We start from the raw sequence: 24,018 nt of genomic DNA, 5'->3' as shown, positions 1-24,018 counted from the left end.
CCGCAACGCTGGCCGTGACCGGCCCATGACCGACGCTGACCGTCGCCGCGCCGAATGGCTGGGCGACCCGCGTGAGGCCCGTGGCAAAGGTCCGCGCCCGCCGCGCCCCGACCGTGGCGATCGTCCCGAACGCGGTGAGCGTCCTGCCCGCCCCTATGGCGATCGCCCCGATCGCGGCCCGCGCCCGGATCGCGCCGAACGCGGTGAGCGCCCTGCCCGCCCCTATGGCGATCGCCCCGATCGCGGCCCGCGCCCGGATCGCGCCGAACGCGGCGAACGCCCTGCCCGTCCCTATGGTGATCGCCCGCAGCGTGACGGCCGTCCGCAACGCTTTGACCGCGATGAGCGCGCCCCGCGCGGCGATATCCGCGCGCCTTGGGAAAACCGCCCTGTGCGTGATGACCGCGCGCCGCGTGGCGACCGCCCGCAGGGTGACCGTCCCCAGCGCGGCTTTGGCGATCGCCCCCAGCGCTCGGATCGCCCCTATGGTGATCGCCCCCAGCGTGATGGCCGCCCCGGTGAGCGTCCCTATGGCGATCGCGGCCCCCGGCCTGAGCGTGGCCCGCGCGATGACCGTGGCCCGCGCCCGGATCGCGCCCCGCGTGGTGATCGCCCCTATGGTGACCGGCCCTATGGCGACCGGCCGCAACGCTCGGATCGGCCCCATGGTGACCGCCCGCAGCGGGCCGAACGGCCCCAGCGCAACGACCGCCCCCAGCGCAATGACCGGCCCGAGCGCGCGCCCCGTGGCGAGCGGCCGGTGCGTGGCGAACGCGGCCCCCGCAACGACGGCCCCGAGCGACCGGGCCGCGTCGCCGGCCACGGCTATGCCCAGCCTAACCAGCGCCTGACCGAGCGGCCCCGCCGCAACATCACGCGCGCCATCACCCACAGCGCCAACCCTTTGCGCGCCGAGGGTGAGGAAGGCGAACGCATCGCCAAGCTGCTGGCCCGCGCCGGTATCGCCTCGCGCCGCGATGTCGAGCGGCTGATTGCCGAAGGCCGGGTCAAGCAGGGCGAGGTGGTGATCGACACCCCCGCGCTGTTGCTGACCAGCCTGAAGGACATCACCGTCGATGATCAACCCGTCAGCGCGCCAGAAGCCACGGTGATCTATGCCTTTCACAAGCCGGACGGTCTGATCACCGCCGAGCGTGATCCGGCCGGTCGCCCGACCATCTATACCGCGCTGCGCAATGCCCTGCCCGAGGGCGCGCCGCGCGTGATGCCGGTCGGCCGTCTGGACATCAACACCGAAGGCCTGTTGCTGCTGACCAATGATGGCGAGTTGAAGCGCGCCATGGAGCTGCCTTCCAGTGGCATCCCGCGCACCTATCGCGCCCGCACATTTGGCGACATCACCCAGGATCAGTTGGAAGAGCTGATCGAGGGCGTGGAAATCGAAGGCGTGCGTTACAGCCGCATCGACGCCAACATGGAGCGCCGCACCGGCCGCAACCAGTGGATCGAACTGACCCTGACCGAGGGCAAGAACCGCGAAGTGCGCCGTGTGCTGGAGCATCTGGGCCTGCAGGTCAGCCGGTTGATGCGCATCCGTTACGGCCCGTTCGAACTGCTGGACCTGCCGCGTGGCGCGGCGATCCAGATCCACCCGCAGGCGGTCGAGCGTTTCCGCAAGGGGCTGAAGATCGACAAGGGGGGCTCGCAGGCATGATCCGCATCATCTCTGGCGAATGGCGCGGCCGCAAATTGCAGGCACCAGAGGGCGACGACACCCGCCCCACCGCCGACCGCACGCGTGAGACCTTGTTCTCGATGCTGATGTCGCGGCTGGGCGATTTCGAGGGCCTGCGCGTGGCCGACCTGTTCGCAGGCTCGGGCGCGCTGGGGCTGGAGGCCTTGTCGCGCGGGGCCGAGAGCTGTCTGTTTGCCGAAATGGCACCGGGCGCCGTGCGCGCCATCCGCGCCAATATCGCCGCCCTGCGCGCACAGCCACGCTGTGATGTGCGCGCCGGTTCGGTGATGGCGCTGGGCCCGGCAAAGGTGCCCTATGATCTGGTGCTGCTGGACCCGCCATATGGCACGGGCGCAGGACAGGTGGCGATCGACAAGCTGGCCCGGCTGGGCTGGATTGGCGAAGGCACATGGGTGGCGCTGGAAACCCATGCCGATGAAGAACCGCGCGTGCGCGGCTTTGACATCGAGTCCGACCGCAAGGTGGGCAAGGCCAAGATCACCCTGCTGCGCAAGATCCCGGCGGCCCCCGCCGAAGAATAACCGCGTCAGCCGGCGCTTAAATGGTTGGGCCGTCAGCCGGCCGGGCGCAGGTCCGGCCGGCGGCGCGTCTGGGCGATGCCGATCAGCGTGATGATCGCCGCCGCCAGCGGCAACACGCCCACCCAAGGCCCCTTGCCCGCATCCACGAATTGTTGCGCGATGATTGGCGTAAACGCGCCGCCGATGATCCCGCCCACGTTGAACGCCATCGACACGCCCGAATAGCGCACCTGTACCGGGAACAACGTCGCCAGCCATCCACCCAGTGGGCCATAGGCCATGCCCATGGCAAACAGCGCTGCAGACAGCGTGGCGAACACCACCCACAGGCTGCCGCTGGCCAGGCCGAACCAGAACACCATGCCGATCACCGCGCCTGCGCCTGCGCCCCATGCCAGCACCCGATGCGCGCCATAGCGATCCGACCAGATCGCCGCCATGATGATGCCCGCCGCCAGAAACACATTGGCCGCCAACTGCGCGGTCAGGAACCCGGTGCGGGCATATTTCAGCACCCCCGTCCCCTGTGCCAAGGCAAAGGCGGTCGACAGATAAAACAGAGCGAAACATGCCACCACCCCGGCGCTGCCCCAGACCAGCGCGGGCAGATGGTTGCGCACCAGTTCGCCAAAAGGCACGGCAGGCGGCGCGTGATGCGCGGCGCGTTCCTTGGCAAAGGCGGCGGTTTCGGTGATTTTCACCCGCACCCACAGCCCCACGCCCACCAGAACGACCGAGAGCAGGAACGGCACACGCCAACCCCACGCCTTGAAATCAGCATCCGGCATCGAGAGGCCCAGCGCCAGAAACAGCCCATTGGCCGCCAGAAAGCCCACCGGCGCGCCCAATTGCGGCGCGCTGCCAAAGCGCATTTCCCAGCCCTTGGGCGCGTTTTCCACCGCCAGCAAGGCCGCCCCGCCCCATTCGCCGCCCAGACCAAAGCCCTGACCAAAGCGGCAGATGCACAGCAGGATCGGCGCCAGAATGCCCGCCTGTTGATACGTCGGCAAAAACGCCACCGCCAGCGTCGAGCCCCCCATCAGCATCAGCGAGGCAACCAGCGTGCTTTTGCGGCCCACCCGGTCACCGAAATGGCCAAAGGCAATCGCCCCCACCGGCCGCGCGACAAAGGCGATGCCAAAGGTCAGGAACGCCAGCAGCAATTGCCGTCCGGGCGCTGCCTCTGGAAAAAAGGTCGGGCCAAAGACCAGCGCCGTCGCTGTGGCGAAAATATAGAAGTCATAAAATTCCACCGATGTCCCCACCAAGGCGGCGGTCAGAATGCGGGAATGCTGGCGGACGGGGTGAATCTTGCTCTGGCTCATGGGGCACAGGGGGTGCGTCGAATGGTGCCTGCGGGTCAACCCCTAAAAGCGGGGAAAAGCGCGAGCGTGGACTTGCCAATGACTTGTGCGCGGGACATTTGTTCTCTAAGCGTTCCGCCGCCATGGACCAATTGCCCCCCGATTCCGCCGCGCTCTCCCCCTTCCCCTTGGGTCAGGAGCCTGAATGGCTTTCGCGCCTCAACCCGCCCCAGCGCGAGGCGGTGCTGACCACACAGGGGCCGGTGCTGATGCTGGCCGGTGCCGGCACGGGCAAAACTGCGGCGCTGACCGCGCGTCTGGGCAATATCATCGGGCAAAGGCTGGCTTGGCCATCCGAAATCCTGTGCGTCACCTTCACCAATAAGGCCGCGCGTGAAATGCGCGAGCGTGTGGGCCATCTGATCGGCCCGGCGGTTGAGGGGATGCCATGGCTGGGCACGTTCCACGCCATCGCGGCCAAGATGCTGCGCCGCCATGCCGAACTGGTGGGGTTGCAAAACAATTTCACCATCATCGACACCGATGACCAGTTGCGCCTGCTGAAGCAGTTGATCGTCGCCGAGGGGCTGGACGAAAAGCGCTGGCCCGCGCGGCAATTGGCCAGTTGCATCGACCGCTGGAAGAACCGCGGCATCCTGCCCGACGATCTGGATGCGGGCGAAAGCGAGGCCTATGCCAATGGCAAGGGGCAGCATTTCTATCGCCTGTACCAACAGCGGATGCTGGCGCTGAACGCCTGTGATTTTGGCGACCTGTTGCTGCATGTGCTGGCGATCCTGCGCCGCCACCGTGACGTGCTGGAGCAATATCAGCAGCGGTTCAAATATATCATGGTGGACGAATATCAGGACACCAACTCGGTCCAGTATCTGTGGCTGCGGCTGATGGCGCAAAAGGGCGCAGGGCAGCCGGCCAACATCTGTGTCGTGGGCGATGATGATCAGTCGATCTATAGCTGGCGCGGGGCCGAAGTCGCCAATATCCTGCGGTTTGAACAGGATTTCCCCGGCGCCAAAGTGATCCGGCTGGAGCAGAACTATCGCTCGACCCCGCATATTCTGGGCGCGGCGGCGGGCCTGATCCGCGAGAACAGCGAGCGTCTGGGCAAGCAGTTGTGGACCGAGGCGACCGGCGGCGACAAGGTGCGCGTCATCGGCGTGTGGGACGGGCCAGAAGAAGCGCGACGCGTGGGCGAGGAGATCGAGCGGCTGGAGCGCGAAGGCCTGCCGCTGGACCACATCGCCATTCTGGTGCGCGCGCAGTTCCAGACGCGCGAGTTTGAAGACCGCTTCATCAGCATCGGCCTTGCCTATCGCATCATCGGCGGCTTTCGCTTTTACGAACGCGCCGAAATCCGCGACGCCCTGGCCTATTTGCGGTTGATCGCACAGCCGTCCGACGATCTGGCGTTTGAACGGATCTATAACACGCCCAAGCGGGGGCTGGGCGACAAGACGCTGGAAAAGCTGCACCGCTATGCCCGCGCGCAGGGGATGCCGCTGGCCGCCGCCGCGCTGCATATTGCCGACACCGATGAACTGCCCGCGCGCGCGCGCGGCACTTTGTTGGCGCTGATGCGCGATTTTGCCCGCTGGCGCGATATGGAGCGCACCTCCAGCCCGGCCGAACTGGCGCGCGTGGTGCTGGACGAAAGCGGCTATACCGGGGCGTTGCAGGCGGAGAAAAGCGCCGAGAGCGCCGGGCGACTGGAAAACCTGACCGAACTGGCCCGCGCGATGGAAGATTATGAATCGCTGGGCAGTTTTCTGGAACACGTCAGTCTGGTGATGGACAATGACGCCAATGACGACACCGAAAAGGTGACGATCATGACGATCCACGCCGCCAAGGGGCTGGAATTCAGCCATGTTTTCCTGCCCGGATGGGAGGAAGGCGTGTTCCCCTCGCAACGCTCGCTGGACGAGGGCGGGCTGGCCAGTCTGGAGGAAGAACGGCGTCTGGCCTATGTCGCGATCACCCGCGCGCGGCGCCAGTGCACCATCAGCCACGCGGCCAATCGACGGATCTATGGCCAATGGACCAGTTCGATCCCCAGCCGCTTCATCGCCGAGATGCCCCCCGCCCATGTGGCCGAGGAAAGCAGCCTGAGCGGAGGCGCTTCACTGTGGCGGGCGGGGTGGAATGACCGGGCCGATCCCTTTGCCCATGTCGCGCAGGACCGCCCACAGCGCGCCGACCATCGTGGGCCGGGCTGGCAACGGGCCAGCGCGCAGCCGCTGGCCCCCGCGCGCCGCATCGCCGAAAACACCCGCAGCGCAGTCAGTTCCGCCGCCAAGCCCCGGCTTGACCTGCGCAAGGGTGACCGGGTGTTCCATGAAAAGTTCGGATCTGGCACCATCGCCGTGCAGGATGGGAACAAGCTGGAGATCGACTTTGACACGGCCGGGCGCAAGCGGGTGCTGGACAGCTTTGTAAAGCCGGCCTGAACAGGCACACCGCCCCACCTGACTACGCACCATCACATATCCACCACTTCACCACGTTCTGGGGCCGCTCTGTTAGGCATGAGGCAGGTTTTTCGGGTGGAGTGCAGGTGATGAAGCGGCAGGTTGTGTTGGTGAGCGCCGGGTTGGTTCTGGCGGTGGCCGCGCCTTTGCTGGCGCAAGGGCGCGGGGCCAGTGCCGCCGCGTTTCGCCCCGGTTTCCAGCCCCCCAGTGCCGCGCCGCAATCGATCGGACGGCCGGTACGGCCGCGCCCGCATCCCACGATCAAGGCAATGCCGGTCGAACACAACGCCGATCATGCCGCCCCCCCTGCTGCCCACGGCGCCGAGCATGGCGGCCCGCAGAGCGGCCCGCACGGGGGCGGACACGCGGCACCCGAAGGGGGCGAACATCCGGTCTCGCCCGCCCTGCGCCAATCGCCGATCGACATTGCCACGCATCAGATGGCCAGCGCGATCTATCCCGTGCCAATCATCGCCAATTGGGCGCCCAGCACGACTCTGTCGGTGGTCAACACCCATGACCCGGCGAGCGGCATCGACGCCGAATGGGCCACGCTCAAGGCCAATGTCCCGCCCGGCAGCAGCAGCATTCAGGTGGGCGGCGTGCGGTACAACCTGCTGCAGTTCCATTTCCACACCCCGTCCGAACACAGCATCGATGGCGATCTGGCGCCGATGGAGGTGCATTTCGTCTTTCTGCGCGAAGGGGCAAAGCCTTGTGATCGCGCCGCATCCTCGGCGCAGACCGATCCATTGCTGGTGATCGGGGCGTTGATCCGGCCCGGCGCGCCGCACCCCGAACTGGCCAAGATCCTGAACCGCGCCGACCTGCCGCGCAGCACCCAAGGCGGAGCGATTAGCGTCCCCGGCTTTGCCCCCGGGCGAGTGCTGGGGCCGCTAGCGCCCTCGTGGCGCTATGCCGGGTCGCTGACAGCGCCCGCCTCGTTCGGGGCCACCTGTGACGAACCCGAAGGCGACATCGCCGCCCAATTGGAAAGCGGCGATTTCCCCAAAAACGTGCGCTGGGTGGTGCTGCAACAACCGATCACCGCCTCGTCCGACCAGATCGCCCGGTTCCGCGCGCTGTTCCCGCATGGCAATGCGCGCGGCGTGCTGCCGCTGCGTGGGCGGACGGTGGTGGCCCATCCATAGGGCCGCGCCGCGCGGGGTTGGCGAATTCGGATATTTCGCCATCTCGCACTTGCAGCATCGAAAAAGGTCTGGCACGGCTGTGCATCAAGGCCGGGGCAACCGGCATCAGACCGGGGACCATCCACGTGAGCGCCACTGCCACCACCGCCTTTGATTCCGCCCTGTTCCGTCAGGTGATGGGCCACTACCCCACCGGCGTGGCCGCCATCACCTCTGTCGCGGCGGACGGGTCGCCGCTGGTGCTGGTAGTGGGCACCTTCACCTCCGTCTCGCTGGACCCGCCGCTGGTGGGCTTTCTGCCCGACCGCCGTTCGGCCAGTTGGGGTGCGATCGAACAAACCGGCCGCTTTGCCGTCAACGTGCTGGGCGCCGATCAGGCCGCGCTGTGCGGGCAATTGGCGGGCAAGGGCGACAAGTTCGCCGGCGTTGACTACAGCCTCTCGGGGCGCGGGCTGCCGCTGCTGGACGGATGTTTACTGACCATCGAATGCACCATCGCATCGGTGCAGGACGCGGGCGACCATGTGTTCGTGCTGGGCGCCGTCGAAGAGATGGCCGTGCGCCGCGAAGGCAACCCCATGTTGTTCCTGCGCGGCAAATTCGGTGGCTTCACCGCGCAGGTCTGATCCTGCCCTGTGCCAGATCGGCACAATTGGCGCGGAAATGAATGCAGTTACGATTGCACCCACGGCCGGGGCGGTGACAATGCCGCCCTGTTCTGATTTTTTTGGGGTGCGGTGCGGCATGGCACGTGAACTGATCACGTTCGAGGTGGGTGGACAGCTGTTCGGGCTGGATATCACCGCCATCCGGGAAATTCGCGCATGGTCGCCCGTGACTCGGGTGCCGGGGGTGCCTCATTACGTGGCGGGCATGGCCAATCTGCGCGGCAGCATCCTGCCGGTGATCGATCTGGCCACGCGGCTGGGCTGGGGCGGCACCGACCCGGATGAGCGACACGCGATCATCGTTGTCGACATTGCCGGCAAATCATCGGGGCTGATTGTCGAATCGGTGTCCGATCTGATCGATCTGGGCGATGCCCCGCTGCAACCACCGCCCAACGCCAGCGACTACAGCTTTATTGAGGGGCTGGCGCCGATTGGTGACCGGATGGTGCTGGTGCTCAATCTGTCGGCGCTGAACGACGAGAACAGCTTTGCCGGCGGTTTTTAGCGCGTAACAGCGGCGCGCCGCGGGCCGCCCGGTGCCTCGCTGCCCCTGTGCTTTGCCATAGGGCGAAAAGTCCCTGTGCATTTGCGAAGGCGGCTTGTTCCCGCGTGGCTCTTTGGGCAGGGTGCGCGGCGATGCGCAGGGCTGGACGCCTGCCGCCGCAAAGGGATACGCCTCATGCCCAATACCGCCCGCCTTGCCATGCTGGCCACCCGGCCGCGCCGCAGCGCCCTGTTCATGCCCGCCAACAACGCCAAGGCCATCGCCAAGGCGCGCACCCTGCCTGCCGATGTCATCATCCTGGATCTGGAGGATGCCGTCGCGCCCGAGGCCAAGGAGGACGCCCGCGAGGGCGCGTTGAAGGCGGCCTATACCGGCGGTTTTGGCCATCGTGAGCTGGTGATCCGCGTCAACGGGCTGGACACGCCATGGGGGGCCGACGATCTGGAGGCGCTGGCCCGCGCCGGGGCGGACGCCATTCTGGTGCCAAAGGTTGCCTCGCCGCGGGACGTGCTGCGTTACCATGAGGCGCTGACCGGCGCGCCGACCGAATTGCAATTGTGGACGATGATCGAAACTGCCGGATCAGTGCTGCGGCTGGACGAGATTGGCGCGCTGGCCAAATCGACGCGACTGTCGGCGTGGGTGATCGGGCCGAACGATCTGGCCAAGGAGATGCGGTCGCGCCAGACCCCCGACCGCATGGCGATTGCCCCGATGCTGGCGCTGGCCGTGGCGGCGGCGCGCGCGCATGGGCTGTGCGTGCTGGACGGGGTGTGCAACGAATTCCGCGATCTGGCCCGCTTCTCCGCCGAGGCCGAACAGGGCGCGATCTTTGGCTTTGACGGCAAGACGTTGATCCATCCCGCGCAGGTCGATCCCTGCAACGCGGTGTTTTCGCCGTCGCAGGCCGATCTGACCTGGGCGCAGGCGGTGATCGATGCCTTTGCGCTGCCCGAAAACGCGGGCAAAGGCGCGATTCAGGTCGCGGGCAAAATGGCCGAACTGTTGCATCTGGACGATGCGCGGCGGCTGGTGGCGCTGGCCCAGCGCATCGCCAAGGCCACGGCCTGAACGCGGCAAAAGGGGGCGGCCCTTGCGCCGCCCCGCCTCTGATCACGACAGGGTAAAGCCCTCGTAGCGCTTGCGCAGCGTCACCTTGTCCAGCTTGCCCGTGGCGGTGTGCGGCAGGTCATCGGCAAAGACGATGGCATCGGGCAGCCACCATTTGGCCACCTTGTCGCGCAGCCATTCCAGCACTTCATGCGCCTCGACATGGGCGCCTTCGCGCCGGACGCAAACCAGCATCGGGCGTTCGCCCCAACGGTCATGTGGCAGGCCAATGGCGGCGGCCTCGCGGATGGCGGGATGGCTGGACGCCTCGTTCTCCAATTCGATCGAGCTGATCCATTCGCCGCCCGACTTGATCACGTCCTTGGTGCGGTCGGTGATCTGGACAAAGCCGTGGGCGTCGATGGTGGCAATGTCGCCGGTGTTGAACCAGCCCTCATCGTCCAGCACCTTACCGCCGGCGCCCTTGAAATATTCGCTGACCACGGCCGGCCCGCGCGCCTGCAACCGCCCACCCGTCACGCCATCGCGCGGCAGCTCAGTGCCCGCATCATCCACCAGCCGCAGATCGACACCATACGGCGCCGCGCCCTGCTTCAGCCTCTGGTTCAGCTTGGCCTCGTCGTCCCAATCGTCCATTTCGGCGCGCAAGGGGGCAAAGCTGCCCAGCGGCGAGAGTTCGGTCATGCCCCAGGCGTGGACCAGTTCCACCCCCAGATCATCGAACGCCCCCATCATCCAGCGCGGACAGGCCGAACCAGCGGTGATCACCCGGCGCAACGTGCCGCGCCCGCTTTCCTTCAGCCGGGCGGCCACATCGATCCACACCGTGGGCACACCCGCCGACATGGTGACGCCCTCGCCATGGATCAGTTCGACCAGCGAACCGCCATCCATCTTTGGCCCCGGCAGCACCAGCTTTGCCCCGGTCATCGGCGCGGAAAAGGCCAGCGTCCAGGCATTGGCATGGCACATCGGCACCACCGGCATCACCACGCTGCGCTCGGTCAGGGCCAGCGCATTGCCGCCATGCATCATCAGCGCATGCAGGATGTTCGACCGGTGGGTATAGACCACCCCCTTGGGCGCGCCGGTGGTGCCAGAGGTATAGCACAGCCCGGCGGGCGCGTTCTCGTCCACCTCAACCCATGATGTCGCGGGGTCGCCGCTTTCCAGCAGTTCCTCGTAACAGATCAGGTCCAGCGTGGTGTCGGTGGGCATATGCGCGCGGTCGGTCAACAGCACCAGCTTGCGCCCGGCCAGACAACGATCCGCCACCTTTTCCAGCAAGGCCACAAAGGTCAGGTCGGCAAAGATCACCTGATCGTCGGCATCATTGATGATAAAGGCGATCTGCTCCTCGTACAGGCGCGGATTGACCGTGTGGCACACCGCCCCCGCGCCCGAAATGCCATACCAGCACTCCAGATGGCGGGCGTTGTTCCATGCCAGCGTTGCCACGCGGTCGCCCGGCTGAATGCCCATGGCGATCAACGCGCCCGCCAACCGCCGCGACCGCTGCGCCACCTGCGCATAGGTGGTGCGGGTGATCGGCCCTTCGCAACTGCGGCTGACGATTTCGCGCGTGGCGTGCTGCCGTTCGGCATGGTCAATGATCGTGCCAATCCGCAGCGGCCAATCCTGCATCCCCGTGCCCATGTGATCCTCTCTGTTGTGGCGGGATGGCATGCATGCCCCCGCCGCTTGGCGCCCAGTGTAGAAAAGCATGAAGCCCTTGCCCCGGCCAGCCCCGATCTGTGCCCGACAGGCGGATTGCGCAAAGCCTACGTATGGGGTTTGGCAGAGGCGGGCCCGCGCGATACAGCCATGCCCACACCCCCTTGCCGGAGACACCCCATGACCGCCCCCATCCCCACAACGCTGATCGGCTATGGCATGGCGGGGCGGGTGTTTCACGCGCCGCTGATCCGGGCTTGCGCCGGGCTGGCGCTGACCACCATCGTCTCCAGCCGGGTGGACGAGATCGCAGCGCTGGACCCGGCGATCCGCGCACAGCCCGATGTGGACGCCGCGCTGGCCGATCCGGCCACGCAACTGGTGGTGATCGCCACCCCCACCGCCAGCCACGCCGATGTCGCGGCCCGCGCCCTGCGCGCGGGCAAGCATGTGGTGGTGGACAAGCCCATGGCCCTGACCCACGCGCAGGCGGTGGAACTGGTCGATCTGGCAAAGGCTTGCGGGCGGCATCTCATCACCTTTCACAACCGGCGGTGGGACACCTGCTTTCTGGCGGTGCGCGATGCCATCGCCAGCGGGCAGATCGGGCGGGTGACGCATTTCGAATCGCATTTCGACCGGTTCCGCCCCACCGTCCGCGACCGCTGGCGCGAAGATGGCGCCCCCGGATCAGGCGTGTGGTATGATCTGGGGCCGCATCTGGTGGATCAGGCGCTGGTGCTGTTCGGGCGGCCCGATGCGGTGTCGGCCGATATCGCGGCGCTGCGCCATGGCGGGCGGGCGGATGATTTTGCCCATGTGGTGCTGCGCTACCCCGACATGCGCGTGGTTTTGCAGGCCAGTTTGAACGCCCCCAATGGCCCGATGGGCGGCCATCCGCGCTTTGCCGTCTATGGCACGATGGGCGCAGTGGTAAAATCGGCGCTGGACCCTCAGGAAGACATGCTGGTGGCTGGCCTGCGCCCCGGTGACGCTGGTTGGGCGGTGGATGGTGATCCGCTGATCTGGCACGATGGCGAAGGTGCAACGGCGCAGATCCCGGCCCCCATGGGATCGCAAGAGCGGTTCTATGCCTTGGTCGCGGGGGCGTTGAACGGTGGCCCCCTGCCCTGCTCCCCTGCCGAAATGCTGGCCGTTTGCCAAGTGATCGAGGCCGCCTTTACCTCGGCCCGCGAAGGGCGGGTGGTGGCGCTGGACGACTGATCGGCTTGCCTCTGGCGCCGGGCTGCGGCATCGCCCGACAGGCATATGCCACAGGAGACCACGATGCGCGCCACCACGGCCATGTTCACCCGCCACGGCGGCCCCGATGTCATCGCCTGGCAGGACGTCACCCTGCCCGCCCCCGGTCCGGGCGAAGTGCTGATGCGCAATGTGGCGGTGGGGTTGAACTTCATCGACACCTATTACCGCTCGGGCCTCTATCCGGTTGCCCTGCCCTGCGGTCTGGGCAGCGAAGCCTCGGGCGTGGTGGAAGCCGTAGGGCCGGACGTCACCGATTTCGTTCCCGGCGACCGCGTTGCCACCTTTGGCCCGACACTGGGCGCCTATGCCACGGCGCGGATTGTGCCGGCGCGTGAATTGTTCCGTTTGCCCGATGGCATTGCCCATGAAACGGCGGCGGCGGTCATGCTCAAGGGCTGCACCACCGAATTTCTGGCCGAGCGCGCGGCGCGGGCCGCCCCCGGTGACTGGGTGCTGGTCCATGCGGCGGCGGGCGGCGTGGGGCAATTGCTGGTGCAATGGCTGACCGCGATTGGCGCGCGGGTGATCGCCACCGTCGGCAGCGCGCCCAAGGCCGAGATCGCCCGCGCCTGTGGGGCGCAAGTGGTAGTGTTGGCCGATGCCCCCGACGCGGTGGAACAGATCCGCGCCGCCACCGGCGGCACCGGCGTTGCCATCAGCTATGACGGGGTTGGCGCGTCCAGTTGGCCGATCTCGCTGGGGGCGATGGCGCGGCGCGGCACGATCGTCAGCTTTGGCAATGCCAGCGGGCCGGTAACGGGTGTCGCGCTGACGCAACTGGCGGGCGCGGGATCGCTGTTCGTCACCCGCCCCCGCCTGTTCGACTATTACGTCACGCCCGAGGAACGCGCAGCGGGCATCGCCCGGCTGTGGGACATGCTGTTGACCGGCAAACTGCGGGTGACGATTGGCCAGACGTGGCCACTGGCGCAAGCCGCCGCCGCCCACACCGCGCTGGAGGCGCGCGCCACCACGGGTTCAACACTGTTGCGGGTCTGAGCCCGCATGCCAAAAGGGCGGCCCCGGATGGGACCGCCCTTTGCTGTGTCGCAGCGGCGAAAGGGCTCAGCCCTTGGCCGAGGCTTCCAGATTGATCATGTCGGCAATTTCAAACGCCAGCTCGATCGACTGCGCCGCGTTCAGGCGCGGGTCGCAATTGGTGGCATAGCATTCGGCCAGACCTTCGTCGGTGATGTCGATGCCGCCGCCGGTGCATTCGGTGACGTTACGGCCGGTCATCTCCAGATGGATGCCGCCCGCATGCGTGCCCAATGCGCGGTGGACGCCAAAGAAGCCCTCGATCTCGGCGCGGATGCGTTCGAACGGACGGGTCTTCAACCCGCTCTCGGTCTTGATCACATTGCCGTGCATCGGGTCACAGCTCCACACCACCTGATGGCCGCTGGCCTTCACCGCCTCGACCAGTGGGGCCAGACCGTCGACCACCTTGTCATGGCCAAAGCGCGCGATCAGCGTGATGCGGCCCGCCTCATGCGTGGGGTCCAGCAGGTCCAGCATGCCCAGCAGCGCGTCCGGCTTGAGGCTGGGGCCGCACTTGATGCCGATGGGGTTGCCCACGCCGCGCAGGAACTCGACATGGGCCGAGTTTTCAAAGCGCGTGCGGTCACCAATCCACAGCATATGCGCCGAGCAATCATACCAGTCGCCGGTCAGCGAATCCTGACGGGTCAGCGCCTCCTCATAAGGCAGCAACAGCGCCTCGTGGCTGGTATAGAAGCTGGTGCCTTCGAACTGGGGCACGGTTTCCGGGTCGATGCCACAGGCCGCCATGAAGTCCAGCGCCTCGGAGATGCGGTCGGCCGTTTCGGCAAAACGCGCGGCCCACGGGCTGTCGTTGATGTGCTCCAGCGTCCATTTGTGCACCTGACGCAGATTGGCATAGCCGCCGGTGGAGAACGCACGGATCAGGTTGAGCGTCGCGGCCGACAGGCTGTAGCCGCGCAGCATGCGATCAGGATCGTTGCGGCGCGATTCGGGCGTGAAGGCGATGTCATTGACAATATCGCCGAAATAGCTGGGCAGCGTCACGCCATCGATCGTCTCGACATCTGACGAGCGCGGCTTGGCGAACTGGCCCGCCATGCGGCCCACCTTCACCACCGGCTGCTTGCTGGCATAGGTCAGCACGACGGCCATTTGCAGCATCACGCGGAAGCTGTCGCGAATGTTGTTGGCGGTCAGATCGGCAAAGGTTTCGGCGCAGTCACCGCCCTGCAGCAGGAAACCGCGACCACCGGCCACCTTGGCCAGATCGGCCTTTAGCTGACGCACTTCGCCCGCAAAAACCAAGGGGGGAAACGTGGCCAGCGTCTCCTCGACGCGCGACAGAGCCGCTGCGTCCTCATAGCGCGGCAGGTGCCGGGCTTCATACGCTTGCGAATTCTTCCAGCTACCGGGAGTCCAGTTGCTTGCCACTTTCGTTCCTCACTTCGTCCGTATGCGGGTGGGTTTGGGCCACCTGCTTGTGTTTGGCGGCGGCATAGGGGCGGATGAAAGGGCTTGCCTTTTCATGTACCGTCCCGTACACAACCACATTATCCCGATATGCGTATGGGGCGCAGGTGATTACCTGCGTGATTCCCCGGGCTTCGGGCGGGGCACGGCCATAGCTGCGCCAGACCGATTAGCAAAGCATCCGTTTACGATCAGCCTGACCGCAAATGACGATTTTGCGCTGAAACAGGGCCAATGGCGCGCCCTCAGCGGCAAAAGGGGCCGATGTTGCCACCTGCCCCCTGCCCTTATGGCGCGGATCAACGCCCCACCGGCGTCGCCCCGCCCTGCGGCAACACCGCCAGACGCCACGCCCGGCCCGCCACCAGATAGCGCTGCGCCAATTGTTGCAGCACCTGCGGACTCACCTGCGTATAGTCGGGATAGAGGCTGCGCAGCTTGGCATAGCGGGCGCGTTCCTGCGTTGCCCCCTCGATCTGCGACATGAAGAAGGCGGTGCTGCTGCTGGCACGGCTGATCTGTTGGCGCAGCGGCTCCATCACGCGGGCCATCTCGTCCGGCCCCAGTGGTTGCGCGGCCAGATCGCGGGCGATCTTGTCGGCAGTGGCAAAGAATTGCGGCACCATGTCGGGCTGCAACTGGGCCAGCGCGGTGATCGTGCCCCCCGATGGCAGGTCCAGCGGCCAGTCCGACGCCACCTGCGGCGCATAGCTGGCCCCGGCCTTTTCGCGCAGCGCCTCCATCAAGCGGTTGGCGAACACCTGCGAAAGCACCTCCAACTGGCGCGATTCGGTGATATTGGCCACCCCGGCCCCGGTGGGCCAGCTGATCACGGCGGCGGCCTGATTGGCATCCCCCTTGTGGTGCAACACAACCGGCGTGTCCGACGGCGCGGCCAGCGTCACATCGCGGGCCAACACATCGGGCGCCAATGGCCCACGCGGTGGCAACGCGCCAAATGTGCGGCGCAAGGCCTCGATCCCCTTGGCCCGGTCGAAGTCGCCAAAGATCTGCACCTCTACCGGGCCACTGGCCAGAAGCGGTCCCCACACCTGGCGGAAGCCGTCCAGGCTGGTGGCCTGCAACTGCGAGGGCGATGGCGGGGCAAAGCGCTGATCGCCACCGCGTTGCAGGCTGCGCAGATCGCGCGCCAGCACGCCGCCGGGGCTGGCATCATAACCGGTATATTGCGCCACGGCCGCCGCCTTGGCCCGCGCCACGGGCGAGGCATCCCAGCGCGGCTGGGCCAGCTTGGCCGCGAACAGGTACAGCTGATCGGCCAGATCCTCGTCGCGCGTATCGGCGCTGAACTGGAAGTAACCGTCCTCGATACGGAAATCATAGCCCATCTTGCGGCCCGACATCAGACGGTCGATGTCGTTCTGCCCCACCACGCCAAAGCCCGAAGGCACCAGCGCCATGTCGCCCAATTGCGCATAGGGCGCAGTGGCCGGGGTAAACGCGCGATAGCCCGCGCCAAAGCGGACCTTGACCGTGACGCGGCCCGGATCATCGCGGGTGGGCCAGATCTGCGCGGCCACGCCATTGCCCAGATCCATCTGCTCGATCCCCAGCAAGCCGGTGCGTTCCACCTGCGGCATGGGGCCGGGCTGGCCCAGCGCGGGCAGATCAGCGAATTTCAGCGTCTGTGCGGCAACATGCGACTGGGCGTCGGCGGCGACGCGTTCCTGCATGGCGGCGCGCAAAGATGCCTCGTCGGCCTCACCAGCCTGCGGAGTGATATACAATGCGCGCACCGCCTTGCCGGTAAACAGCGCCTTGGCATGGGCGTGAACGGCGGCGGGCGTGAACTGCGGCACCGAGCGGCGGAAGATGTCCAGCACCGCCGTGGGCGAGGCCACCGTTTCATGAATATCCACCGCCTGAATCAGATCATCGGCCACCCGCGCGCCGGGCAGCAAGGCGCGCTGCTGCACCTGCGATTCAAAGATGACGTTGATTTCGGCCACCTCGCGCGCGACTTCCTCGGTCGTGGGGGGACGGTCCAGCGCCTCGGCAATGACGCTGCGCACATCGTGCAGCGCCTTTTTCCAATCGCCATCCATCGGCGCGATCAGGACAAACGTGCCCTCGACCGACCGGCTCTCGCTTTGCTGATCGACCGTGGCCGACAGGAAACTGCCCCCGGCGCGCGCCTTGGCCTCCAGCCTGCGGTTAATCACCAACTGCGCCAGCATGTCCAGCATCAGGCCCTGATTATAGACGATGGTGTCCAGCTTTTCCTTCCACGGGCGCACCACGCCAAAGATGAACTTGCGCGATTGGGTGGGTTCAACCAGCACCCGCGCCCCGGCAAAGGGCCATGCCGGATCGCCCCCCGGCGGCGTGACGGGCGCGCCAAAGTCAGGCGCGGGCGTATGCGCCCCCACCGCTGGCCAATCGCCAAACCATTTCTGGATCAAGGCCGCCATCAGCCGCGGATCGGCATCGCCCGACACCACAATCACCGCGTTTTCAGGCCGATACCAGCGCTGGTGAAAGCCATTGACGCTGGCCTCATGCGCGCCGGTAATGCTTTCCACGCTGCCGATGGTGGCGTGGTCGGCCAACGGCTGCCCGGCCGCCATCAGCCAGCGCGTCCCGTCGACCACCCGCTCGGCCGCGCCGCCGCGCTCGCGCTTTTCAGCCAGCACGATCGGCGCCTCGGCGCGGATGTTGGCCTCGGACAGGACGGGGGCGATCATCATCCCCGACAACAGCTGGAAACTCTCGTCCAACGTCTGGGGCGTGGCGTCGGGCAGGTCGATCTTGAACACCGTCTGGGTGGGCGTCGTCTCGGCATTGGTGTCGCTGCCGAATGTCGCGCCCAGCCGCTGCCATGTCGGGATCGCCTGCGCCTGGCCCAGATATTTCGACTGACGAAACACCAGATGCTCCAGCAAATGGGCAAAGCCTTCCTCGCCCTTGCGCTCGTGCATTGCGCCCGCATCGATGCGGATGCGGATCGACACCTGCCCCGGCGGCACCTGATTGTTGCGCACCGCCCAGCGCAAGCCATTGGGCAGCGTGCCAAAGGTCCAGTCGCGGTCATGCGGTACATCACTGCCGCGATACAGCCACGGATCGGTCTGCGGCGGCAGGGGCGGCAGGGCGCTGGGCGGCAGGCTGGCGGCAGTGCCGCTTTGCCTTGCGGGGGCAGGCGCGGCCCCCACCACCAGCATCGGCACAGCCATGATCAGGGCAAGGGCGGGAAGGCGAAGCACGCGCACAAAACGGTTCATGGCCCAAGGTATAGAAGGCGATCACATTAAAGGCCAGTGAACAACCGGCCCAACCGGAGCGATCTGATGCGGTGGTTCGCCAGTTCGCCCACAATTGCCCGACAAGTCACCGCAAGCCACTTGACCAGCAGACACGGAATATACATGGCGGTAAGTATGTTCATAGAAACCGAAACCACCCCCAATCCCGCAACATTGAAATTCCTGCCCGGCCGCATCGTGATGGCCGATGGCACGCGCGACTTCACCGATGACGAGGCCGCGCAGGCCTCGCCGCTGGCAAATGCGCTGTTTTCGCTAGGCGATGTCACGGGCGTCTTTTTTGGCCGCGATTTCATTTCGGTAACGGCCGGCCCCGGCAGCGATTGGGGCCAGCTCAAGCCGCAGGTGGTCGCCATGCTGCTGGACCATTTCATCGCCGAAGCCCCGCTGTTCGCCCCCGGCAGCGCGGCAGGCATCAGCGTCCCCGCCGACAGCGAATCGGACAGCGCGGGCATCGGCCATGACCCGGCCGATGCCGACATCGTCGACCAGATCCTGGACCTGATCGAAACGCGCATCCGCCCGGCCGTTGCCAATGACGGCGGCGATGTGGCCTATCGCGGCTATCGCGAAGGCATTGTCTATCTGCAGATGCAGGGCGCCTGTTCGGGCTGTCCGTCGTCTTCGGCCACGCTGAAGAACGGCATCGAAAGCCTGATCAAATATTACGTTCCCGAAGTCGTCGAGGTGCGCGCCGCCTGAAATGGCAAGCGCCATCACACTATTCCCGATAACATAGACAGTCGCCCCACACCGTTCTTCCCGATGCACACATCCCCCGCCTTGCTCCCTTCCCCTCCATTGGCGGCCGCCGCATGAGCGCGCCGTCTGACCGGGTGCTGACCATCGAATGCACGACCGAGGCCTGTTCGGTCGCGCTATCGGTCGATGGCGCGCTGTTGGCCGGGGAATTCCGCCAATTGGGCCGCGGCCACGCCGAAGCGCTGGTGCCGATGATCGCCGCTCTGCCTGATGCGGGACGCGCGGGGCGGATCGCGGTGGGTCTGGGGCCGGGCAGCTTTACCGGCGTGCGGATCGGGCTGGCGGCGGCGCGCGCGCTGGGCGTGGCGTGGGACGTGCCCGTGGCTGGCTATCCCACGCTGGGGCTGATCGCGGCGATGGCGCGGGCACAATCCGATGATGGCCGCGTACTGGTCGCAACCACCGGCGGCCATGGTGAATGGTTCGTCCAACCCTTTGACGCAGATGGCCTGCCGCTGACCGATTTGCGCAGTCTGCGCCCGGATGATGCGGCGCAGGTGGCCAGCGATCTGGGTATCGGGCTGATCGCGGGCAGCCAGGCCAGCGCGCTGACGGCGCGGATCGAGGGCACCACCGCCGCAGCCATCTGGCCCGACGCGCGCCAATTTGGCCTGTTGCCCCAAGGGCTGCTGACCGGCGATCTGACCCCGCTGTATGGCCGCGCGCCCGACGCGCGCCTGCCGGGCGGTCTGCTGCCGGGACAGGCCACCGCCGCATGATGGCCACCGCATGATGTTTGCCCCCGCGCAAGACCCGCTGGACCAACTGATGGTGGTGATGGCGGCCGCGTTCGACCCCATCTATGGCGAGGCATGGACCCGGTCACAGGTGGACCACGCGCTGTTGATGGGCAATTGCCGCTATTGGCTGATCGCCCCCGATGGCACGGCCCCTACCCCCGGCGGCGCGGCTGCCGGCTTTGCCCTGACACGGCAGGTATTGGACGAGGCGGAACTGTTGCTGTTTGCCATCCACCCCGACCATCGCCGCAAGGGATTGGGCGCGCGCCTGTTGCAAACGGTGATCCATGATCAACGCGAATCAGGTATTGCGCGTTTTCTTTTGGAGATGCGCGCGGGCAATAGCGCTGAACATCTATACGCCGCCCACGGCTTTACCCGCATAGGGATAAGACCAAAGTATTACCGTGGCACCGATGGGCAGCGGCGTGACGCAGTGACATTCGCCTGCGATCTGACATAGATACACAAGAAAACCGCAAGAATAGCTGTATTTCACTCCATTTTCACCAAAGTTAAAGACAACAAGACTTGATTATGGAGTTGTTGTCAGACATACAGCAATGGCAGGCCAAAGCCCGAACTGGCAAAGCACACAAACTGGGTCGCACCAGAACAGCAAGGATAAAACCATGGACAATTCGCAGGGAATCGCCAACGAAACACTGATCACGCTGGCTTCGGACATCGTTGCCGCGCATGTCAGCAACAACCCCGTTGCGGTGGAGGATCTGCCCAGCCTGATCACCAACGTGTTTGGCGCGCTGGCCAATCTGGGCAAGGAAACCGTCAGCGAAGAGATGCCGCCCGAACCGGCCGTCTCGATCCGCGCCTCGGTCAAGCCTGATCACATCGTCTGCCTCGAAGATGGCAAGAAGCTGAAAATGCTCAAGCGCCACCTGATGACGCATTACAATCTGACGCCGGAACAGTATCGCGCGCGCTGGAACCTGCCCGCCGACTATCCGATGGTCGCCCCCAACTATGCCGAAAAGCGCCGCGAGCTGGCCAAGAAGATCGGCCTGGGCCGCAAGCCTGGCGCCCGTCGCGGCCGCAAGCCCAAGGCTGCCTAAGCGCCCGATCGCCGCATGTGCATCGCTATTCACCCCGCAAACGGGGGGTTATGCCCATGCCATGTGGTATCACACGGTTGCAGATTTACCCCGCCGAGGCCATACTCGGCGGGGTAAATCATGATGGGACCCCATTGCGCGGCGCCCCCAGCGTTTCGGAACCAACGTGCATCAGAACATCGACATCGAAGCCCTTTGCCAACAACGCGGCCTGCGCATCACCGAACAGCGCCGGGTCATCGCCCGCGTCCTGTCGGAAAGCAGCGACCACCCCGACGTGGACCAGTTGCACGCGCGCGCCTCGGCGATTGATCCGGGCATCTCTATCGCCACGGTTTACCGCACCGTCCGCCTGTTCGAGGAAGCGGGCATTCTGGACCGCCACGATTTTGGCGATGGCCGCGCCCGGTACGAGGCCGCGCCCGAGGCGCACCATGACCACATGATTGACGTGGAAACCGGCGTGGTGATCGAATTCGTCGATCCCGAATTGGAAGCGTTGCAGCGCCAGATCGCCGAACGTCTGGGCTATCGTCTGGTCGACCACCGGCTTGAACTGTTTGGCGTCAAGCTGGAGCGGGAAAAGAAGTAAGGCCGGCGGGGCGCTGACCACCCCGCCCAAATACCCCGATTATATGGCAATAGCCGACAGCAATGCGATATCGCCACACTTTGCCACATCCGCAGGCGCGACAAATCCGCCAGCGCTGCGGGGCAAATGGATGTCGATACTGGCATAGGCATCGGCGACATATTCCGAACAAATGAAATCCTTGTCCGGCTTGATCACGTCACCAATGTGCAACCCGGCCGCGCCAGCCATGATCCGCATGGCAATTTTGCCGATCTGGGCATTGTCATAGCGATGCCCCAACAAATCCACCGAATGCGTCATCAAGGTCTTGATCTTGCCCGCATCACCATCAGGAAAGGCAGCATGACGGCCAATCGCCAGCTTGCCCGGATAGGGTTTGCCGGTGCCACAGTAATCGCGAACATAGGAACTGAGCGGCACAGAGCGGACGCCAATCGATTCAACGCTTTCCATGACCATGATACGGTCGATCGCGTCAAAGCGGATGACAAACCCGACGTGGCTGATGGGTGATTTGGTGGCAAACTTGATCAAATCCGAAAACAGCGCGCTGCCCGAGCAGAACAGGACATCCCCCGTCTTGATCGAGGCACGAATATCTTCGTAGGAACGGCCATTTTGCCCAAAATCGTCAATATTCATCCGAGTCTCTCCCCATCACGACTTTGACATTAGGCGCAAATCGCCAACGGTCCAACCTCGCCCCCCCTGCCCCCTTCTAATCGGCGCGAAACTGGCGTAAGGGCGGCGCCCATGCGCCCCACCGATATGCCCCACACCGACACGCCCCAAACCTATCGCGTCAAATCCTTTGGCTGTCAGATGAATGTCTATGACGGCGAACGGATGGCCGAATTGCTGGCCGAACAGGGCCTGACCGCGGCTGCTGATGGCGATGCGGCCGATCTGGTGGTGCTCAACACCTGCCACATCCGGGAAAAGGCGGTCGAGAAGGTCTATTCCGACATTGGCCGCATCGTGAAGGATGCGACCGAAGAGGGCGGCAGCGCGCCCCTGATCGCCGTGGCGGGCTGCGTTGCCCAGGCCGAGGGCGAGGAGATCATGGCCCGCGCGCCAGCGGTGAAAATGGTGGTTGGCCCACAGGCCTATCACCGCTTGCCCGACATGCTGAAGGCCGCAACGTCCGGCGCGCGCGTGACCGACACCGACATGCCCGCCGATGCCAAATTCGCCGCCCTGCCCAAGCGCCGCCGCGCTGGCCCGACGGCGTTTCTGACGGTGCAGGAAGGCTGCGACAAATTCTGCACCTATTGCGTGGTGCCTTATACGCGCGGCGCGGAAATCAGCCGCCCGCACGCCGACCTGATCGAGGAAGCGCACCGCCTGATCGAGGCCGGCGCGCGCGAGATCACCCTGTTGGGCCAGAACGTCAACGCGTGGACCGGCGAAAACGCCAAGGGCCAGACCATCGGGCTGGACGGGCTGATCCGCGAGCTGGCAGCCATCCCCGATCTGCGCCGCATCCGTTACACCACTAGCCACCCCAACGACATGACCGAGGGCCTGATCGCCGCCCATGGCGAGGTGGAAAAGCTGATGCCTTTCCTGCATTTGCCGGTACAATCGGGGTCGAACCGCATCCTGCGCGCAATGAACCGCAGCCATGACGCCGACAGCTATTTGCGCATTCTGGAGCGTGTCCGCGCTGCCCGCCCCGACATCGCACTGTCGGGCGATTTCATCGTCGGCTTCCCCGGTGAGACCGAGGCCGACTTTGCCGACACGCTGTCGCTGGTTGACGCGGTGGGCTATGCGCAATGCTTCAGCTTTAAATATTCGCCGCGCCCCGGCACGCCCGCCGCCACCATGGACGATCAGATCAGTGCCGAGGTGATGGATGACCGGTTGAAGCGGTTGCAGGACGCGCTCAACCGCCACCAATTGGCGTTCAATCAGGCCAGCCTTGGCCGCGCCTGCGATGTACTGGTCGAACGCCATGGCCGCCATGAAGGCCAATGGCTGGGCAAATCGCCGTGGTTGCAATCGGTGCATTTCATGGCCGAAAACGGCGTCACCCCGGCGATTGGTGATATCTTGCGGGTGGAACTGGTTCAGGCCGGGCCGAACTCTCTGGCCGGGCGCATTCTGGGCTGAACCATTCGGGCCTGACGCGAAAAGGGGTGACGGGCCAAAACCCGCCACCCCCAACCGTTCGTTGTATTAACGTTGCGACCCGAACGGCTTAGAAGAAAAAGCTGCTGTAGACCTGCAGCACGCGGCCGGAACGGATGTCGATCCGCACCACGTCATGGCCATAACGCACCCAGCGTTCGTTCACGCCGACACGCGGCAGCCGATAGGCCATCGGGTCCACCCAGTAACGGCGGTTGTAATAGTCCGGCGCGAAACGATAGCCGGGGTTCACCGGACGATAGGCATAGCCGCGCGGGCCAGCATAGGCCGGACCACGAAAGCGGTCGGCATGGGCGCGGCGGTACTCGCGCCAGTCCTCGCGGTATTCACGGCGGTCCTCGCGCAGTTCGCGGCGGTCCTCGCGCGCTTCGCGGTAATCGCCACGGGCGATGTCGCGGCGGATCTCCTCGCGGTCCTGACGGATCTCGCGGCGGTCCTGATGCAACTCGCGGGTGGGTTCAAAACGCGGCTGGGCCGATGCGGCCACCGGGGCCAGACCCGAGGCAATCGTCGTCGCGGCCATCAGGGCAAGCAGGGTCTTACGCATGGGGTGTCTCCTGTCTGAT

General features: G+C 65.7%; 21 protein-coding genes. 15 read left to right on the top strand and 6 right to left on the bottom strand.

Translation table 11 applies throughout. The annotated features are described in order from the left end of the window. Positions 1-25 precede the first annotated feature (25 nt). The gene (locus GTZ99_RS04860) at positions 26-1,675 is read left to right on the top strand and encodes a pseudouridine synthase (protein ID WP_161717175.1); all 1,650 of its coding nucleotides are present in this window, start codon (positions 26-28) and stop codon (positions 1,673-1,675) included. Continuing rightward, positions 1,675-2,238 carry a 16S rRNA (guanine(966)-N(2))-methyltransferase RsmD gene (gene rsmD, locus GTZ99_RS04855; protein WP_161717643.1) on the top strand — a complete coding sequence of 188 codons (564 nt, stop codon included), beginning with the start codon at positions 1,675-1,677 and terminating at the stop codon, positions 2,236-2,238. The genes GTZ99_RS04860 and rsmD overlap by 1 nt, the downstream gene beginning before the upstream one ends. A gap of 32 nt (positions 2,239-2,270) precedes the next feature. On the opposite strand, the gene GTZ99_RS04850 is transcribed toward rsmD, so the two are convergent. Then, positions 2,271-3,563, bottom strand: coding sequence for an MFS transporter (locus tag GTZ99_RS04850; RefSeq protein ID WP_161717174.1), 1,293 nt, complete (start codon positions 3,561-3,563; stop codon positions 2,271-2,273). Positions 3,564-3,685: 122 nt separating this feature from the next. Between GTZ99_RS04850 and GTZ99_RS04845 the strand changes: the two genes are divergently transcribed. From GTZ99_RS04845 to GTZ99_RS04825, 5 genes are all read left to right on the top strand, one after another. Continuing rightward, complete coding sequence (locus tag GTZ99_RS04845; protein ID WP_161717173.1) at positions 3,686-6,010, top strand: ATP-dependent helicase; 2,325 nt, start codon at positions 3,686-3,688, stop codon at positions 6,008-6,010. Between the two features lie 110 nt (positions 6,011-6,120). After that, a complete protein-coding gene (locus tag GTZ99_RS04840) occupies positions 6,121-7,182 on the top strand; it encodes a carbonic anhydrase family protein (RefSeq protein ID WP_161717172.1) in 1,062 nt (353 codons plus the stop codon). Positions 7,183-7,358: 176 nt separating this feature from the next. Beyond that, positions 7,359-7,808, top strand: a complete 450-nt coding sequence (locus GTZ99_RS04835) for a flavin reductase family protein (protein WP_161717642.1) — start codon at positions 7,359-7,361, stop codon at positions 7,806-7,808. A gap of 118 nt (positions 7,809-7,926) precedes the next feature. Next, the gene (locus GTZ99_RS04830) at positions 7,927-8,358 is read left to right on the top strand and encodes a chemotaxis protein CheW (protein WP_161717171.1); all 432 of its coding nucleotides are present in this window, start codon (positions 7,927-7,929) and stop codon (positions 8,356-8,358) included. Positions 8,359-8,532: 174 nt separating this feature from the next. Next, the gene (locus GTZ99_RS04825; RefSeq protein WP_227711107.1) at positions 8,533-9,429 is read left to right on the top strand and encodes an HpcH/HpaI aldolase/citrate lyase family protein; all 897 of its coding nucleotides are present in this window, start codon (positions 8,533-8,535) and stop codon (positions 9,427-9,429) included. A 42-nt stretch (positions 9,430-9,471) separates the two neighbouring features. On the opposite strand, the gene GTZ99_RS04820 is transcribed toward GTZ99_RS04825, so the two are convergent. Next, positions 9,472-11,085 carry a long-chain fatty acid--CoA ligase gene (locus tag GTZ99_RS04820; RefSeq protein WP_161717170.1) on the bottom strand — a complete coding sequence of 538 codons (1,614 nt, stop codon included), beginning with the start codon at positions 11,083-11,085 and terminating at the stop codon, positions 9,472-9,474. 198 nt (positions 11,086-11,283) lie between these two features. Between GTZ99_RS04820 and GTZ99_RS04815 the strand changes: the two genes are divergently transcribed. Together GTZ99_RS04815 and GTZ99_RS04810 are read left to right on the top strand one after the other, a co-directional pair. Next, positions 11,284-12,327, top strand: coding sequence for a Gfo/Idh/MocA family oxidoreductase (locus GTZ99_RS04815; RefSeq protein ID WP_161717169.1), 1,044 nt, complete (start codon positions 11,284-11,286; stop codon positions 12,325-12,327). Positions 12,328-12,390: 63 nt separating this feature from the next. Further along, positions 12,391-13,368 (top strand): quinone oxidoreductase family protein, encoded by a 978-nt coding sequence (locus tag GTZ99_RS04810; RefSeq protein ID WP_161717168.1) that lies wholly within the window; start codon positions 12,391-12,393, stop codon positions 13,366-13,368. Between the two features lie 66 nt (positions 13,369-13,434). Here the strand turns inward: GTZ99_RS04810 and GTZ99_RS04805 are convergent, their stop codons facing one another. Both GTZ99_RS04805 and GTZ99_RS04800 read right to left on the bottom strand, forming a co-directional pair. Next, positions 13,435-14,805: a class II 3-deoxy-7-phosphoheptulonate synthase gene (locus GTZ99_RS04805; RefSeq protein ID WP_161717167.1), complete on the bottom strand. Its 1,371-nt coding sequence runs from the start codon at positions 14,803-14,805 to the stop codon at positions 13,435-13,437. Positions 14,806-15,143: 338 nt separating this feature from the next. Then, entirely contained in the window at positions 15,144-18,086 is a 2,943-nt protein-coding gene (locus GTZ99_RS04800; RefSeq protein WP_161717166.1) for a M16 family metallopeptidase, read from the bottom strand. A gap of 156 nt (positions 18,087-18,242) precedes the next feature. Here GTZ99_RS04800 and GTZ99_RS04795 point away from each other — a divergent pair, with 156 nt between their 5' ends. The 5 genes from GTZ99_RS04795 (at position 18,243) to GTZ99_RS04775 (ending at position 21,295) form a co-directional block, all read left to right on the top strand. Continuing rightward, positions 18,243-18,830, top strand: coding sequence for a NifU family protein (locus GTZ99_RS04795; protein ID WP_161717165.1), 588 nt, complete (start codon positions 18,243-18,245; stop codon positions 18,828-18,830). 113 nt (positions 18,831-18,943) lie between these two features. Next, entirely contained in the window at positions 18,944-19,609 is a 666-nt protein-coding gene (gene tsaB, locus GTZ99_RS04790; protein ID WP_161717164.1) for a tRNA (adenosine(37)-N6)-threonylcarbamoyltransferase complex dimerization subunit type 1 TsaB, read from the top strand. Between the two features lie 10 nt (positions 19,610-19,619). After that, the gene (locus tag GTZ99_RS04785; protein WP_320076634.1) at positions 19,620-20,093 is read left to right on the top strand and encodes a GNAT family N-acetyltransferase; all 474 of its coding nucleotides are present in this window, start codon (positions 19,620-19,622) and stop codon (positions 20,091-20,093) included. 169 nt (positions 20,094-20,262) lie between these two features. Then, the gene (locus GTZ99_RS04780) at positions 20,263-20,703 is read left to right on the top strand and encodes a MucR family transcriptional regulator (RefSeq protein WP_161717163.1); all 441 of its coding nucleotides are present in this window, start codon (positions 20,263-20,265) and stop codon (positions 20,701-20,703) included. A gap of 166 nt (positions 20,704-20,869) precedes the next feature. Continuing rightward, positions 20,870-21,295 (top strand): Fur family transcriptional regulator, encoded by a 426-nt coding sequence (locus GTZ99_RS04775; RefSeq protein WP_161717162.1) that lies wholly within the window; start codon positions 20,870-20,872, stop codon positions 21,293-21,295. A 39-nt stretch (positions 21,296-21,334) separates the two neighbouring features. Here GTZ99_RS04775 and GTZ99_RS04770 read toward each other — a convergent pair whose 3' ends face one another. Further along, complete coding sequence (locus tag GTZ99_RS04770) at positions 21,335-21,940, bottom strand: YiiX/YebB-like N1pC/P60 family cysteine hydrolase (protein ID WP_161717161.1); 606 nt, start codon at positions 21,938-21,940, stop codon at positions 21,335-21,337. A 126-nt stretch (positions 21,941-22,066) separates the two neighbouring features. Here GTZ99_RS04770 and miaB point away from each other — a divergent pair, with 126 nt between their 5' ends. Then, positions 22,067-23,413: a tRNA (N6-isopentenyl adenosine(37)-C2)-methylthiotransferase MiaB gene (gene miaB, locus GTZ99_RS04765; RefSeq protein WP_161717639.1), complete on the top strand. Its 1,347-nt coding sequence runs from the start codon at positions 22,067-22,069 to the stop codon at positions 23,411-23,413. An 88-nt stretch (positions 23,414-23,501) separates the two neighbouring features. Here the strand turns inward: miaB and GTZ99_RS04760 are convergent, their stop codons facing one another. Then, positions 23,502-23,999, bottom strand: a complete 498-nt coding sequence (locus GTZ99_RS04760) for an RcnB family protein (protein ID WP_161717160.1) — start codon at positions 23,997-23,999, stop codon at positions 23,502-23,504. Between the last annotated feature and the right edge of the window lie 19 nt (positions 24,000-24,018).

It is taken from the genome of Novosphingobium ovatum (assembly GCF_009909235.1).
In the GTDB taxonomy this organism is placed as follows: Bacteria; Pseudomonadota; Alphaproteobacteria; order Sphingomonadales; family Sphingomonadaceae; genus Novosphingobium; species Novosphingobium ovatum.
The sequence above is the reverse complement of the archived record's forward strand: the minus strand, read 5'-3'. Positions and strand labels throughout refer to the sequence as shown.